Origin of the sequence: Baaleninema simplex PCC 7105 (genome assembly GCF_000332355.1) — a bacterium.
Lineage (GTDB): Bacteria > Cyanobacteriota > Cyanobacteriia > Cyanobacteriales > Geitlerinemataceae > Baaleninema > Baaleninema simplex.
The window spans coordinates 112,939-126,905 of the sequence record NZ_KB235960.1 but is presented as its reverse complement, the minus strand read 5'-3'; the positions used below and the strand labels follow the sequence as shown (position 1 = coordinate 126,905).

The 13,967-nt window shown below is 53.2% G+C and carries 15 protein-coding genes and 1 pseudogene; all 16 read right to left on the bottom strand.

Annotated elements, in window-relative coordinates; translation table 11 throughout:
- Positions 1-370: 370 nt before the first annotated feature.
- A complete protein-coding gene (locus GEI7105_RS0124085; RefSeq protein ID WP_026097931.1) occupies positions 371-553 on the bottom strand; it encodes a hypothetical protein in 183 nt (60 codons plus the stop codon).
- A gap of 37 nt (positions 554-590) precedes the next feature.
- The gene (locus tag GEI7105_RS0124080) at positions 591-800 is read right to left on the bottom strand and encodes a hypothetical protein (protein ID WP_017662957.1); all 210 of its coding nucleotides are present in this window, start codon (positions 798-800) and stop codon (positions 591-593) included.
- Between the two features lie 15 nt (positions 801-815).
- The gene (locus tag GEI7105_RS0124075; protein ID WP_017662960.1) at positions 816-1,073 is read right to left on the bottom strand and encodes a type III secretion system chaperone family protein; all 258 of its coding nucleotides are present in this window, start codon (positions 1,071-1,073) and stop codon (positions 816-818) included.
- A 627-nt stretch (positions 1,074-1,700) separates the two neighbouring features.
- Positions 1,701-2,033, bottom strand: a complete 333-nt coding sequence (locus tag GEI7105_RS32260) for a hypothetical protein (protein WP_017662958.1) — start codon at positions 2,031-2,033, stop codon at positions 1,701-1,703.
- On the bottom strand, positions 2,033-4,501 hold the full coding sequence (locus GEI7105_RS0124060; protein WP_026097930.1) for a hypothetical protein: 2,469 nt from the start codon (positions 4,499-4,501) through the stop codon (positions 2,033-2,035). Before GEI7105_RS0124060 ends, GEI7105_RS32260 begins: the two co-directional genes overlap by 1 nt.
- Before the next feature lie 37 nt (positions 4,502-4,538).
- Positions 4,539-4,748, bottom strand: coding sequence for a hypothetical protein (locus GEI7105_RS0124055; protein WP_017662957.1), 210 nt, complete (start codon positions 4,746-4,748; stop codon positions 4,539-4,541).
- Between the two features lie 15 nt (positions 4,749-4,763).
- Entirely contained in the window at positions 4,764-5,282 is a 519-nt protein-coding gene (locus GEI7105_RS35420) for a type III secretion system chaperone family protein (RefSeq protein WP_017662956.1), read from the bottom strand.
- Between the two features lie 541 nt (positions 5,283-5,823).
- Positions 5,824-6,318 (bottom strand): hypothetical protein, encoded by a 495-nt coding sequence (locus tag GEI7105_RS0124045; protein ID WP_017662955.1) that lies wholly within the window; start codon positions 6,316-6,318, stop codon positions 5,824-5,826.
- A gap of 2 nt (positions 6,319-6,320) precedes the next feature.
- The gene (locus GEI7105_RS33910) at positions 6,321-11,129 is read right to left on the bottom strand and encodes an eCIS core domain-containing protein (protein WP_051044233.1); all 4,809 of its coding nucleotides are present in this window, start codon (positions 11,127-11,129) and stop codon (positions 6,321-6,323) included.
- Between the two features lie 192 nt (positions 11,130-11,321).
- Positions 11,322-11,468: a hypothetical protein gene (locus GEI7105_RS38785; protein WP_017662954.1), complete on the bottom strand. Its 147-nt coding sequence runs from the start codon at positions 11,466-11,468 to the stop codon at positions 11,322-11,324.
- 15 nt (positions 11,469-11,483) lie between these two features.
- A complete protein-coding gene (locus GEI7105_RS32245) occupies positions 11,484-11,720 on the bottom strand; it encodes a type III secretion system chaperone family protein (protein WP_017662953.1) in 237 nt (78 codons plus the stop codon).
- Positions 11,689-12,135 carry a hypothetical protein gene (locus tag GEI7105_RS0124025; RefSeq protein ID WP_017662952.1) on the bottom strand — a complete coding sequence of 149 codons (447 nt, stop codon included), beginning with the start codon at positions 12,133-12,135 and terminating at the stop codon, positions 11,689-11,691. The genes GEI7105_RS32245 and GEI7105_RS0124025 overlap by 32 nt, the downstream gene beginning before the upstream one ends.
- Positions 12,136-12,137: 2 nt before the next feature.
- The gene (locus GEI7105_RS37830; RefSeq protein ID WP_144054025.1) at positions 12,138-12,488 is read right to left on the bottom strand and encodes a hypothetical protein; all 351 of its coding nucleotides are present in this window, start codon (positions 12,486-12,488) and stop codon (positions 12,138-12,140) included.
- Between the two features lie 261 nt (positions 12,489-12,749).
- Entirely contained in the window at positions 12,750-13,199 is a 450-nt protein-coding gene (locus GEI7105_RS0124015; protein ID WP_017662950.1) for a DUF2947 family protein, read from the bottom strand.
- A 150-nt stretch (positions 13,200-13,349) separates the two neighbouring features.
- Positions 13,350-13,718 (bottom strand): hypothetical protein, encoded by a 369-nt coding sequence (locus tag GEI7105_RS0124010; protein WP_017662949.1) that lies wholly within the window; start codon positions 13,716-13,718, stop codon positions 13,350-13,352.
- A 3-nt stretch (positions 13,719-13,721) separates the two neighbouring features.
- Positions 13,722-13,967, bottom strand: a pseudogene (locus GEI7105_RS32240) (ISKra4 family transposase); the annotation flags it as partial.

Below are 13,967 nucleotides of genomic sequence, written 5' to 3'. Positions count from 1 at the left end.
AGTCTGGCTCCCATACCTCTGACTCCTTTCTGGGGAAACACTTTATAATCTGTAATATACCTCCTTTTTTTTGTATGACCTGCTTATTACCCGCCAGAATAAGAACTCTGGAGTACCGGGTAGATACAAGACCTGCTCGGTAAGGTACAGCTGAACCTGTAAGTCCGGTATCGCCCGATTGTTAAAAGTAGGGAGCCGGTCAAAAGTTGGTATAGCATTGTCGATAATCACTTAAACTCACGAGCGGAAACGACTCGGAGTGCGGTCAAGGCCAAAGTTCCTGACCGTAGGCGAGAGCGCCGCCTATCTTGGACAACTGTAGCTGCTCCGTAGGGGAGAGTGCCGGACAAGGAAGCCGCGATTCTACTGCTTAGCAGTGAATCGTTGGAGCGTTCACTCGAGCATCGGCCGCGCTCGTTTCAAGTTTGGCTTTTTGCTCCTCTGTCTGCTGCGGATCGGCATTACCTTGAAGCTCTAACGGCGATGCAGAACCCGCCGAACAGGCCGGAGGATTGGGATCTTGCGTCGGAATCTGATTGACTGACGCCTGCAAATTTTGTACGTCTGACTCCGACAGCTTGCCCTCTTCATCACCTGCGATCGCGGGTGGGCAGTTGGCGCTCTAGGATATGGTAGGCGTCGGGGGGGAAGGGATGGGTACTGCGATCGCCCGCCATGTTCTGCCGAGCCTGCCAGTTGAAGGGGTCGGTGGCGCGTTTCCGCAGGCGATCGCGCTGTTTCTGTTGCGCCCAGGTGCGGGGTCGGTTGCTGGTTTTGCGGGGGCGAGTTCGGCGTTTCATGGCGGGTGTTGGGGGTTAGCTGGATTCGGCGGTTTCGTTGGTGTCGTCGTCGTCTTCGAGGTCGCTTTCGACGATGGCGATCGCTTCTTCGGGGGTCTGTGTGCCTTCGATGACGGCTTCGATCGCGGGGAGGTATTTGTCCATCATCAGCAGGTTGGTATAGAGGAGCTGTTTGATGAGGGCGTTGTCGAGTTGGCTACCTTCGACGTCGATGCTGGTTTTGTAGCGGATTTCGCCGTCGCTGTAGTCCATCTCGAAGTTGCCGATGACCATGCCGTAGTTGGCGCGGGTGAGGAGTTCGGCGATGGCAGGGCGTTTTTCTGGGGGGGGCTTTGAGGGGGGCGAGGGAGTAGATTATGAGCTGCTCATCATTTTCTCTGACTCGGGCAACGCAAGTCCATGTGCCGTTATCACCGGAAAATTCAAGCCGTATCGTGTCTCTTGCCTCTGTACGGGTGAACGACCATTCATCTTCAGTCAAGAAAAGTATGAGGGTCGCGAGTACGGAGCTAACCTTATTACTGGAGACAGATATCAGTTGAGCCGTCGATCTAGATATCTCCTCAAGTGCATCACTAAATTGATCGTTAATTTGCTCCGCTACCTGCTCAAATTCTTGAGATACAGTTTGCTCTAGATTTTTGAAGGCTTGCTCAGTATTGACTGTCTTATCCGTATTCAGCTCGTCTCTCATATTGTCATTATCGATCAAGACTTCTACCTTTTTTAAAGCACTATCAGCACAACGACACCGCCCAAACTATGACTATGCCATCAACCACCTCTGATTTCTTAGCAGGTTAATTCTCTTGAGATATTTCCCTGAAGTGGACTTGCTCATAGAGGTCGAGATAACGTCATAGTTTCTGTGGAGTAGTGCTAGAAGGTTCTCTCGCATCTCTACTTAGAGAACATATTGATGTCACTAATAGCGTCTTCAACTTTTCCTTCTAATTCAGGTCTACACTGCGCTACTTTCTCTAGACACGATACTACCTTCTTTACCTCAATTTCTCCATGAACTCTTGCAAGATGTCCAAGACCTATGATGGCAGCGCTAGCAACCCATTTATCCTGGTGTTTTAGATAATCTAAATAAGTAGATTGAATCCATTTCCAGTCGTTTAGCTCATATATCCCAAGTAGCAACAAGCACAGCTCTTCTTGAGAGGCATTTTTAACTTGTATTATAAAGTCTTCTTTAGTCAGCTTGGGTGTGTCTTCGTATTGCATTATTTCACTTTATCTTTTCTACTAACAAGTCCCGCTTTAATCAGCACGTTTTTCATAGTTTGACTCAATTCTGACCATTCTCGTGTATGACCGTGAAACTTCCCAGGTGTATGCTCGTCAAACACGACGAACTCTCCAGCCTCCTTATCTATACTAACTCGTCGGGTCGTATTACCTGGTAATTCAATTGAGTTCTCTAATGATGTATGTGGATTAGAAGGTGCTGGATTTGCATTACCTCGTTTTGTCCTTTTTGTTGTTTGGCCATGCTTACTATTCGGTTCATATGTTCTCTGAGTATTGCTTGAGTGACTCTCAGGTGTAGAATGCTCGCCCGCTTTAAGAGCGTGAGAATTAACGCTGTCACTCTGACTAGACGGTATCTTCTTACATTTCCGCTTCTTTGAAGCACGACAAATCATACCTTTAGACAACGTCAGCTCATGTCCATTTCCGACAGGAGCCTCTTCCCCATCTTTCAAACCACCATTCTTCTTCTCGGCAATCTCTAGCTCAGTCTTCAACTCCTCATCCGTGAGCTTATTGATATCATCCTTATCCTCAGTCTTCTTCAGAGTCTCCTTCTCCTTATTCGTCTTCTGAGGCTCAGACCCCGCATCTTTCTTACCCTTACTATTACTCTTCGTGCGGTTGAACTTCTTAGAAGCCGACTTCGCAATGCCCTTCAACTTCGCTGCAAAGTTCTTTGCCGCCTTCTTCAGCTTCTCGATCAACCAGTTCGAGATGAAATCAACTACGGCGACCCCAACTGATGCAACCATCGCCGCAAACTGCGGCCCCGCATTGCCGCCCTTCACGGCCTTCAGGAACACAACATAAGCTCCAAAAGCTGCCATCAGCGGCCCCACACTTCCCAAAGCTGCCATCAGGAACTCAACAATCGTCTTCAGTGCGCCCACCGCAGGCACAATCATCGAGACAATCTTCTCGATAACTAGACCGATCAATATTGCCGGGACTGCTACCTTAATTGCATTCCACGCCAGCGTCGCAATCTCTCCCATCGAGATGCCGCCCTCGGCGATCTGCTGTAGCTCTTCCGGCGACGTGCCGATAATTGCCGTGACCTTCTCTGAGAACCATTGCTGCATCTGAGACTGCATTGCCCCCCAGAGATGCTTCTGCGTCCCGTCTTTAGCGCCAGCACCCAGATTGAGTACCCACTGACCCGGCCCCGCTGCAATATCCGGAATGACGCTCGCCAGCTCTCCCGTCGTCGCAATGAAGTTATCTGCAAGTTCCAACGGGCCTGTAATTGCCGCACTGAGACCATCAACGACCAAGACCATTCCGGCCTCCATCAAGCCCAGCGCCGCATCCAGACCCGTCGCCAACAAGTCCAGCGCCTCCTGAATCCCATTATTGAGATCCTCCGCCAGCTTATTGACCGCATCCTCCGCCTGCTGAACCTTCTCCTGAATCGTGTTGCGGAAACGATCGCGCGTCTCCGGGAACTTCGCCAACAGCCGATCGCCCACCGCAATCAACCCATCACCGACCCGCTTAATCACCCCAACGATCGCCTTCCGACCCCGTTCGATCGCCGCCGTCGCCAGCTTCTTCGCCGCATCGATCGCCGCACACATCAACTGCCGCGCCTTATCGATCGCCGCCTTAATCGCATTCTTGATGCCCTCGAACACGCTACCCACCGCGTCGGCAACCTTACCGAAGAACCCCTTCGACTTCTCCTCACCCGCCGCCTTCTCCTTCGCAGCATTCTCCTCCCCTTTGACGCGCTCCGCCTCGGCGTTCTCCTCGCCCTTCTGAATCTCCTGCGTCGCCTCCGACTCCGCCGTCAGTCGCTCGGACTCCACCTCCGCCAAACCATCGCTGACTAACACATCAGACTCCGATCGCGCCTCCGCCACCATCGCCTCTTGTTCCTGCGTCCACTCGCCCCGCAGTTGCTCCACCTCACCCTGCGCTCTCGTCCGCTCGGCATCCTGCTGTGCCGCATTCTCCTGCTTGAGCTGTTCGATCTGCTGGCTCGACTTCGCCTCCTCTTCTGCCACCTTGGCCTGATGCTGCGCCCGCTCGTTAGCGATGCCGCCCTGCGCCTGGGCGATCGCCGCCTGAATTTCGGCTCCCTTCTCTTCCTGCGCGATAATCGACGCCGCATCGACGCCACCGGCCATATCCGCAACCTGCGCCGACGCACCTTCCGCGATCGCCGCCGCATCACCGCCCGCACCTTGCGCCGTCGTCTGTGCCGTCAACATCTCCGTCGGCAGCGTCGAATACAGCTCGTCCTCACCCATCGGCTGCGCGGCTTCCTGCTCGCCCTTCAGTCGCGCATCTGCCGCACTCTTCTCGACCTCAGCCTTTTGCTCTTGGGTCTGCTGCGGGTCGGCATTGCCTTGAAGCTCTAACGGCGATGCAGAACCCGCCGAACAGGCCGGAGGATTGGGATCTTGCGTCGGAATCTGATTGACTGACGCCTGCAAATTTTGTACGTCTGACTCCGACAGCTTGCCCTCTTCATCACCTGCGATCGCGGGTGGGCAGTTGGCGCTCTAGGATATGGTAGGCGTCGGGGGGGAAGGGATGGGTACTGCGATCGCCCGCCATGTTCTGCCGAGCCTGCCAGTTGAAGGGGTCGGTGGCGCGTTTCCGCAGGCGATCGCGCTGTTTCTGTTGCGCCCAGGTGCGGGGTCGGTTACTGGTTTTGCGGGGGCGAGTTCGGCGTTTCATGGCGGGTGTCGGGGGTTAGCTTGATTCGGCGGTTCCGCTGGTGTCGTCGTCGTCTTCGAGGTCGCTTTCGACGAGGGCGATCGCCTCTTCGGGGGTCTGTGTGCCTGCGATGACGGCTTCGATCGCGGGGAGGTATTTGTCCATCATCAGCAGGTTGGGGTAAAGGAGCTGTTTGATGAGGGCGTTGTCGAGTTGGCTTCCTTCGACGTCGATGCTGGTTTTGTAGCGGATTTCACCGTCGCTGTAGTCCATCTCGAAGTTGCCGATGACCATGCCGTAGTTGGCGCGGGTTAGGAGTTCGGCGATAGCGTGGCGTTTCTCGAGGGTAGTCTTGAGGGGGGCGATGGAGTAGACGAGGAGTTGTTCATCATCTTCTCGCACTTGGGCAACACAGTTCCATGTGCCGTTATCGCCAGCAAAAATGAGCCGCACGGTGTCTTCACTTTCTGTTCGGGCAAAAGACCAATCATCTTCTGTTAAAAAGAGTACAAGGGCTCGCAGTAGAGATACTTTTTCTAGCTTGGGCGGGGACAAGAACTCAGCCGTTGAGCTAGATAGTTCTTCGAGCGCACTAGTAAGGTGATTGTTAGCTGTGTCAATTATTTGACTGATTTCTTGCTCCATGACCTGCTTGATTTCTTGGATACCCTTTCCCTCATTTATAGAATTTGGTGTACCTTCATCTATCATGACTAAAATCCAGCTTTACTAAATCTACAATACGTCTGCCCGTCTCTGGCTAGAACTCATACCCAAACTATCAGGGTCATTTCATTCTCGAATTGAGTTACGTACTTTCGAGGTTTCAGGAGCTTATCGCCCAGAGTTCAGGAGCCCAGAACCACGCAAAATCATCGAGGCACACAATTGCCAAATCCAGAATGAAATAGCCCTGCCCCAACTATGCCTAGCGCTTGTCGAAATTTCGACTCCTTTATCTTCTGATTTGACATCATAGGCTTCTCTGTAATTTATCAACAGGCGCGATACGAAAACCGATTTTCCCACGCTGTTAATGAGTTGATACTTGGCTGAGAAATGTCACATTGAGCGCACGAAAAGAACATGCTTGGCGCTATCTAACCAAATCCTTTAACTTCTCACACTGCGCCTCATTAATATAAATCCATATCTCCATTAATCTGTGATCGTCAATAACACCGATACAGTTAGAAGCAAATTCGATAGTTGTTGAGGATGGGTTCATGTTCCATTCTGGGGATTTGATGCACAGCCATCCGTTCCCTGGGTCAAATGATGTAACCCACTCTCCGGTACTCACAAGTTCTTCGGAAATGCCAGGAACTATTTTTTCTTCGAGGCTGGCATAAATTTCTCCTGGCAAAGGTACTGGAGGGTGAAGGCTTTTTCTCTTCCAAAAAGTGTAGGGATAGTATCCCCATATACCCAAGAATTTCCCTTGAGAGTTAATTGATATCTGTAGGGTTCCTATTGAAATAGAAGCTGTAGCTCTGTCAGCTTCTGACTGAAAGTCAAAGCTATATTCATCAATCCAGTAGTTTAGGCTACCGAGAACTTTTGAGTTATTAGAGAAGCCATTAAATTTCATTGCTACTTGTTCTTCTTGGCCTGCTTTTTGGGGTTGTTTTTCTTGGGTTTAGTGAAATTGTAGTGTAGAACTTTTTTGTTTTTTTGGTCGATAACAAGTTCCCAGACACCATCGCTCCCTCTGAAAGATCCAGGAGCATCCCACCTCAGTGCGCCAGGAACCCCCTGTGGGTCAGGACGTGCATTTCCTGCCCCTACAATTTCGCCGAGAGTGAGCGGCGAGTTGACATATGGCCTTGTAGGAACACCTTGCTTTGATACATCGTTGGCATGATTCGCAGACGTTCTGCTAAAGCTAAGTTTCTCAGGAGAGTTAGATCTTTTGATCCTCTCCTGCCTATCCCATTCTCTCCATTCTTGAGGAGTCATTGAGCGTTGCTCGGGAGTCATGGAATCGTAGTCCCGACTCGCCAAGACATTAGCACTCGTCGATCTTGTTCCCTCTGGATTTACCTTTCCGTAAACTCCCCATCGCTGTCCTTGCTTAACAGGCTTGAGAATCTTGAGCTTGTGCTTCCGTTTGATGGGCGCAAGAGCAGCCGCAACCTCTGACTGCTCAGCATCTTTGCTTCCAAACCGGCGATTGATCGTACTCTCAGCTGCACTCAAGCCGCGATCGAGTCTCTTTTTCTTCTCTGCCGAAGTCTCTTCCTTCTCATCATCGTCCTCATCCTTATCCTTATCCTTATCCTTATTCTTAGAAGTACCCTTAGAATCCTCCCGCTGACTCTCACCCTTCTTCTTATCCTTATTACGCTTACCCTTCTTGCCAATCCCCTTCGCAATCCCCTTCATCTTCGCCGAGAACATCTTCGCCGCCTTCTTCAGCCGCTTAATCAACCAAGTCGCAACAAAATCAATCACCGCAATACCAGCAGCAGCTAGCACCCCAGCAAACAACGGCCCCGAACTACCACCCTTCACCGCCTTCAGGAAACCAAGGAACGCATCAAACGCCGCCAGAATCGCACCCGCCGATCCCCAAGCCGCCATCAGCCCCTCGATAATCGTCTTGATCGCCCCGATCGCAGGCACGATCATCGAAACAACCTTCTCGATCACCAACGCAATCAACGCCGCCGGAATCGCCACCTTAATCGCATCCCACGCCTTCTGGACGATATCCTGCATCGTGATGCCACCCGACACCAACTGCTGGATCGTCTCCGGTGCTACACCCAAAATCGACGTCACCTTACCCGAGAACCATTCCCGCGTTTGCGCCTGGAACGCATTCCAAAGGTGATTCTGAACGCCATCCTCCGCGCCCGCCGCCATATTGCTCACCCACTGCCCCGGATTCGCCGCAATATCCGGAATAATGGCCGCAAACTGCCCCGCAGTTGCCACCACATTCTCCGCAAACTGCAACGCACCATCCACCGCACCCGCCACGGTATCCACCACCGCCAGCATCCCGGCCTCCATTAAGCCCAGCGCCGCATCCAGACCCGTCGCCAACAGATCCAGCGCCTCCTGAATCCCATTATTGAGATCCTCCGCCAGCTTATTGACCGCATCCTCCGCCTGCTGAACCTTCTCCTGAATCGTGTTGCGGAACCGATCGCGCGTCTCTGGGAACTTCGCCAACAGCCGATCGCCCACCGCAATCAACCCCTCACCAACCCGTTTGATGACGCCAACGATCGCCTTCCGACCCCGTTCGATCGCCGCCGTCGCCAGCTTCTTCGCCGCATCGATCGCCGCACACATCAACTGCCGCGCCTTATCGATCGCCGCCTTAATCGCATTCTTGATGCCCTCGAACACGCTACCCACCGCGTCGGCAACCTTACCGAAGAACCCCTTCGACTTCTCCTCACCCGCCGCCTTCTCCTTCGCAGCATTCTCCTCCCCTTTGACGCGCTCCGCCTCGGCGTTCTCCTCGCCCTTCTGAATCTCCTGCGTCGCCTCCGACTCCGCCGTCAGTCGCTCGGACTCCACCTCCGCCAAGCCATCGCTGACTAACACATCAGACTCCGATCGCGCCTCCGCCACCATCGCCTCTTGTTCCTGCGTCCACTCGCCGCGCAGTTGTTCCACCTCGCCCTGCGCTCTCGTCCGCTCGGCATCCTGCTGTGCCGCATTCTCCTGCTTGAGCAGCTCGATCTGCTGGCTTGACTTTGCCTCCTCTTCCGCCACCTTGGCCTGATGCTGCGCCCGCTCGTTGGCAATGCCGCCCTGCGCCTGGGCGATCGCCGCCTGAATTTCGGCTCCTTTTTCTTCCTGCGCGATAATCGACGCCGCATCGACGCCACCCGCCATATCCGCAACCTGCGCCGACGCACCTTCCGCGATCGCCGCCGCATCACCGCCCGCACCTTGCGCCGTCGTCTGTGCCGTCAACATCTCCGTCGGCAGCGTCGAATACAGCTCGTCCTCACCCATCGGCTGCGCGGCTTCCTGCTCGCCCTTCAGTCGCGCATCTGCCGCACTCTTCTCGACCTCAGCCTTTTGCTCTTGGGTCTGCTGCGGGTCGGCATTGCCCTGCATTTTTAATGGTGGTGCAGTCCCCGCCGAACAGGCCGGAGGACTCGGATCGCGCGTCGGGATCTGGCTGACCGACGACTGAAGATTTTGCACGTCCGACTCGGACAGCTTGCCCTCTTCATCACCTGCGATCGGCGGCGCTGATGCCGCGATCGGTGGCGACGGCGGCGCAGCGGGCGTCGGTTCCGGCTGTGGCACGGGAACTTCCGCTTTTTCCGGCGCTTTCTCAACGGGCTGGGCTTCTTCCCCTTGCGGAACTTCTTTCTCCGCGACTGACATTTCCTTGCCGTCCGGCGTTTCCAGTTGGGGCGGCTCTGCGGCTAGGGCTTCGCGCTCTTTGTTGGCCGTGTTGGCGATCGCCGAACCGACACCGCCCAAGCTTGCTTTGATTTGTGCGGGCGGCAGACTGGCGATCGCCGATAGCGCCGCTTCCGGCTCGGAATTCGCAACGTTCGGCGCAGGCGGAGCGGGCTTCGCTTCAATGGCGCTACCACCACCACCGCCGCCACCCGTCGCACCAGCAGGTGCGGTAGCCGACGCCAGTTCCGCCATCGCCACGCTCTTCTCACCAGGAGACAGTTGCGTACTGTTATCGTCATCGGAGGCAGCTTCGCGCATCCGCTTTTGGATGGCCTCGGCTTCGGATTTTTCATCCACCTCTTCCGATTTGGCAGTGTTCGCCGCCGCGTTGACGTTGGCCTGCCCGCCACCGGATGCCTGCTGTGCGGCTGAAGCGGCTCCACCTCCAGATGCCCCCCCTCCAGACGCAGCTTTATTAGCGACTGCTGAGGCAAGACTTCCTTGCTGGTCTGCCTGAGTCTGCTTTTGACCTAACTCTGCACCCAGTTGGGCAAGTTGGGGGTCTACCGTACTCGGTGTTTGAGTCGCATTGGCTTCCTGTGTCTTTTCTTTCCCAGCTTTAGCCCCTGGTGCAGCTTCTTTTTGACCCTTTTTCTCTCCTGAGTTTCCTTGTCCCTCTTTTAAAAGATTGTTCTTGCCAACTTTTAGCTGCTTCTTGTTTTCTTTAGAGTCGTCGGTCTCGATCTTATTCTTAACACCAGAATTGGCTTCGGCCTTAGCCTTTTCGGTCTTGGCAAGGCGATCGCTTTCACTTCGTCTCGATTTGACTTGATTTGTCTGAGTTGCTCGATCGACTTTAGCTTTCGTTTTGGTTCGCAGTTTGCCACCCGTCTGCTGCACCGTATGGGTTAGCTCGTGAGCCAGAAGTTCTCTGCCCGAACTCGACCCCGGATTGAAGCGTCCGGCGTTGAAGAACACATCTTGCCCGTGGGTAAACGCCTTAGCACCCACCTCCCGGTTCATCTGCACGGAAGCCGTGTCAGTATGTACGCGCACGCCGCTGAAGTCTGCGCCAAAACGAGACTCCATGAACTCCCGCGTCTCGTTGGGAATAGGATTTCCCTGTCCCTGCTGCTGTTTTAGGGTCTGCTCGAAGCCATTACTCGCTTTGCCCTTGTTGAGTTTCCGTCCGCCTTTGAGCTGAACGCCCTGGCTAATTTGGCTGGCGAGAGGTTTCGTCTGAACGCTGATATCTTTCTCTTCTTCACCCGTGGTTTCCCGCTGAACGGTCTCCTCTTCGGGCATTGGCTCGGACATCTTCATGACCTGAGCCGCCGTGCTGTCGGCTTCCCGTTCGTACTTGTCGCCGGGCTTGCCAACAGTCAGCTTGGTTTGTAGGTCTAGGTCTTTGTTGGTTTCGCTCTCGTCCTGAAGCTGAAGCGTTTTGGCTTGCAGTTCGGTGTCTTCTTCCGTGGAGTCGAGTTCCTGCCGTTGAACGGTCTTCTCCTCGGCTAGATCGCTGGTTTCGGCGTGGGCTTGCAGTTCGGTGTCGTTAGTTTCGGTTTCAACCTTGGCTTGCAGTTCGGTGTTTTCTTCCGTGGAGTCGAGTTCCTGTCGTTGAACGGTCTCCTCTTCCGTGAGGGAGTCCGGCATCTTCATTAACTGCCCCAAGCTCCCCAAATCAGGCTCAGACTCTTCTAGCACGTTGCCCGGTTCAGCTTTAGCCTGAATCTGACGGTCTTTGGCTTCACATCGATCGCACTTTGCTTGAACCTGTAACCCTTCCGCTTCAGCTCCCTCTTCCTCCTGCCGCTGGAGCCGAGCTTGGACGGGCATAGGGGAATCTAAAATGCTGAAACCGCCCGTGGGCAAGGTTGCGCCCGCTGCGGCACTCTTTTGAGACTGCCAGCCAAACGGATCGATCGCCCGATCTCCCGATCTCTCGTTCTCTTTCTGTTTCGCCCAAGTTCTCGGCTGCACGGCCGAACTGGGCTTACGGAAAATCTGCGACTGGTCTCCCATGACTGGCAAAGTATGAAGCGAGTTCGGCGACACATTCTCGCCGCTCGGTCGAACTCAATTTACATCTGTCCGGCTCGGGGTCACAGAGCCAATGAGAAAAGTCTGGCAAATTGAAAATAGCAACTCAAGAGCCTGGGATGCTGTGTTGCCGAAAGCTTGCCAAAATACTGTTTGAGCTGGGTCAATTAAAGCTCACCGCAATTGTAATCGCCCCACTCCAAAATCACAAGGCGATCGATACATTTCTTCAGTGGATTTTCGAGGGCGATCGCGCTGTTTCTGTTGCGCCCAGGTGCGGGGTCGGTTGCTGGTTTGGCGGGGGCGAGTTCGGCGTTTCATGGCGGGTGTCGGGGGTTAGCTTGATTCGGCGGTTTCGTTGGTGTCGTCGTCGTCTTCGAGGTCGCTTTCGACGAGGGCGATCGCTTCTTCGGGGGTCTGTGTACCTGCGATGACGGCTTCGATCGCGGGGAGGTATTTGTCCATCATCAGCAGGTTGGTGTAGAGAAGCTGTTTGATGAGGGCGTTGTCGAGTTGGCTGCCTTCGACGTCGATGCTGGTTTTATAGCGGATTTCGCCGTCGCTGTAGTCCATCTCGAAGTTGCCGATGACCATTGAGCTGTACGCCTTTGGTAATCGCTTTTGCCAGCGGTTTGGCTTGGACACTGGTATCGGTCTCGTCGTCGTTCGTCGTCGTGCGCTGAACCATCTCGCTCTCGCCGCTCGTTTCGGGCATTTTCATGACCTGCATGGCCATGCTGTCAGCTTCGCGTTCGTATTTGTCTCCGGGCTGACCGATCGAGAGCTTGGCCTGGAGTTCGGTGCTATCTTCTGCTGGGTCGAGTTCCTGGCGCTGAAGGGTTTCGTCTTCGGTGGTTATGCCTGATTCGGCTTGGGTCTGGAGTTCGGTTTCGTCGGTTTCAGCCTGGGCTTGTAACTCGGTTTCTTCTTCTGAGGTGCTGAGTGCCTGACGCTGGAGGCTTTCTGTCTCTATGAGGGGGTCTGGCATCCTCATGAGCGACCCAGGTCGAATCTGCTGTTTTCTAGCTGACTCCCTGGCTCGGTTTTGGCTTGGATTTCCTTATCTTCGGCTTCGCAGCGATCGCATTTTGCCTGGATGCCCAAATCTGTCTCGCTGTCGGCCGGCTGTTGAGGATTGGCTTGAACGGGCATCGGGGAATCCAGGATGCTGAAGCCGCCGGTTGGTGATTCTGCGCCTGTTGCTTGGGATTCGGTTTGAGATTGCCAGCCAAACCGGTCGATAGCCCGATCGATCGAGGAGATGTGGTCTTTCTGTTTAGCCCAGGTTCTCGGTTGGGTCGCAGAGCTAGCTTTTTGGAATATCTGAGATTGAGGTCTCATCACTTAGACAGACTCTAGTACCACTGGTGAAGCTTTAGTATATCTTGTTTTCTCAGAATAAACACAGGTTTACTCCTTGCGTATAGTCTGTTGAAAGCAGTATGGAATTACCAAGCATGATGATGTTGTCATCGCTAGAAAATAAATTCAAATTCTAAGTAGTACGAGCAAGGAAATGAGGTTTCGCAAGTGTGAGCTTACGGAAACGTAAGGGCTTGAGCGTCTCCAACTCCACAATTATAGTTTCAGTAGTTGGTCTAGTTATCGAAGAATTTTGTAAAGACTGCCAGATGTAAACAGTACTGCTTCCCGAGCTGAATCTGCCTCTGGAATTACTAGGGGACAGTCATCATGGGCTGTCAAGAAATCATCCCAGTTTTCCAGGAAGCTAGACCAGGCTGTCTGAAAAATGACCTCTCGGTTAACGAAGAATCTGACTGTCATTTTTTTGCTCCAAGTCATTGCAGTTTCCAGTAGATCGGCCACTTCTCTGTAGCGACCGTCATTGTATGCAGCAATCCATCTTCCAAGTGATGTCCGCTGACTGGCTACAATCCAGCACTCTTCTGGTAAGTCAAAATAACAGGATGTTTCACTGTATATATCCCTGTCCCATAGTTTACCTGCTACGTCTTTCGACAAGAGATATATCTCTGATGAACTCGGCTTCTCAAAGTAGTCACTATAAAATGTCTTGTCTATAGGAAGCATGATTTAGACTTGGTCGATTCGTTTACAGCAGAGTCAAGAAATTGCTGAGTGGCGCAAGTAAAGAAATAAATTCTTACGAGCTTGGAGCAACAGCAGAATAGGGGGCATTGTTACCTCCACAACACGACCTTAACGATTGGCTTGGCCTGCTTAATTAGGCTTGTCATAGTATATGTGGCCGGAGGACTTGCCATCTTTGAATTTCAAGTGCTGTAGATCATTTCCCGCTTCTAGCTCTCTCAAGTTCTTGTCATTGTGCATCTCGTATCCCTTTTTGTATTTCTTCCGTGTGTATTGCTTGTATCTATTCATGTTCCCACTCGCTTCCTGCAGCAGTTGCTTTGCTTCTGTAGCAGTTCTCGTCCTGTAATTTTGCTTTCCTTTGCCCAAGCCTGAAAGACTAGCCACTGCTTCATCCCACTCTTTGGTTCCCGGTTGAACTACCTGTAGAGAAGTCCCCTCATGCATGTTTTTGATAGCAGCAAGCTTGTTTGCGAGGGGTGCATCCCAATCTTGCAAGACTCAGTCTGAGAATTGATGGTTCAGGTAGGCACATCGGTGCTTTAGCACTTGTTGCACGTTGTCTTCGTGCCACTGAGCCCCTGAAATCTTAACCCGTCGCCCAATTTGCTTGACCGTTGACTCAATCTCACCCGAGCCAATTGAAATACCCTCAGCTTGGTAGTAGCTGTAGTTGACAATCCGGTGTCGATGCTTGGTCAGATAGGCGATAAACCGGTCGACCCGCTCATGGGGCCAATCATCGAA

Bases quoted from the DNA above. Each gene is read 5' to 3' on its own strand.
- GEI7105_RS0124080 (WP_017662957.1), bottom strand. From the start codon at position 800: ATGAAACGCCGAACTCGCCCCCGCAAAACCAGCAACCGACCCCGCACC.
- GEI7105_RS0124075 (WP_017662960.1), bottom strand. From the start codon at position 1,073: ATGGTCATCGGCAACTTCGAGATGGACTACAGCGACGGCGAAATCCGC.
- GEI7105_RS32260 (WP_017662958.1), bottom strand. From the start codon at position 2,033: ATGCAATACGAAGACACACCCAAGCTGACTAAAGAAGACTTTATAATA.
- GEI7105_RS0124055 (WP_017662957.1), bottom strand. From the start codon at position 4,748: ATGAAACGCCGAACTCGCCCCCGCAAAACCAGTAACCGACCCCGCACC.
- GEI7105_RS0124045 (WP_017662955.1), bottom strand. From the start codon at position 6,318: ATGAAATTTAATGGCTTCTCTAATAACTCAAAAGTTCTCGGTAGCCTA.
- GEI7105_RS33910 (WP_051044233.1), bottom strand. From the start codon at position 11,129: ATGGGAGACCAGTCGCAGATTTTCCGTAAGCCCAGTTCGGCCGTGCAG.
- GEI7105_RS38785 (WP_017662954.1), bottom strand. From the start codon at position 11,468: ATGAAACGCCGAACTCGCCCCCGCCAAACCAGCAACCGACCCCGCACC.
- GEI7105_RS32245 (WP_017662953.1), bottom strand. From the start codon at position 11,720: ATGGACTACAGCGACGGCGAAATCCGCTATAAAACCAGCATCGACGTC.
- GEI7105_RS0124025 (WP_017662952.1), bottom strand. From the start codon at position 12,135: ATGCCAGACCCCCTCATAGAGACAGAAAGCCTCCAGCGTCAGGCACTC.
- GEI7105_RS37830 (WP_144054025.1), bottom strand. From the start codon at position 12,488: ATGAGACCTCAATCTCAGATATTCCAAAAAGCTAGCTCTGCGACCCAA.
- GEI7105_RS0124015 (WP_017662950.1), bottom strand. From the start codon at position 13,199: ATGCTTCCTATAGACAAGACATTTTATAGTGACTACTTTGAGAAGCCG.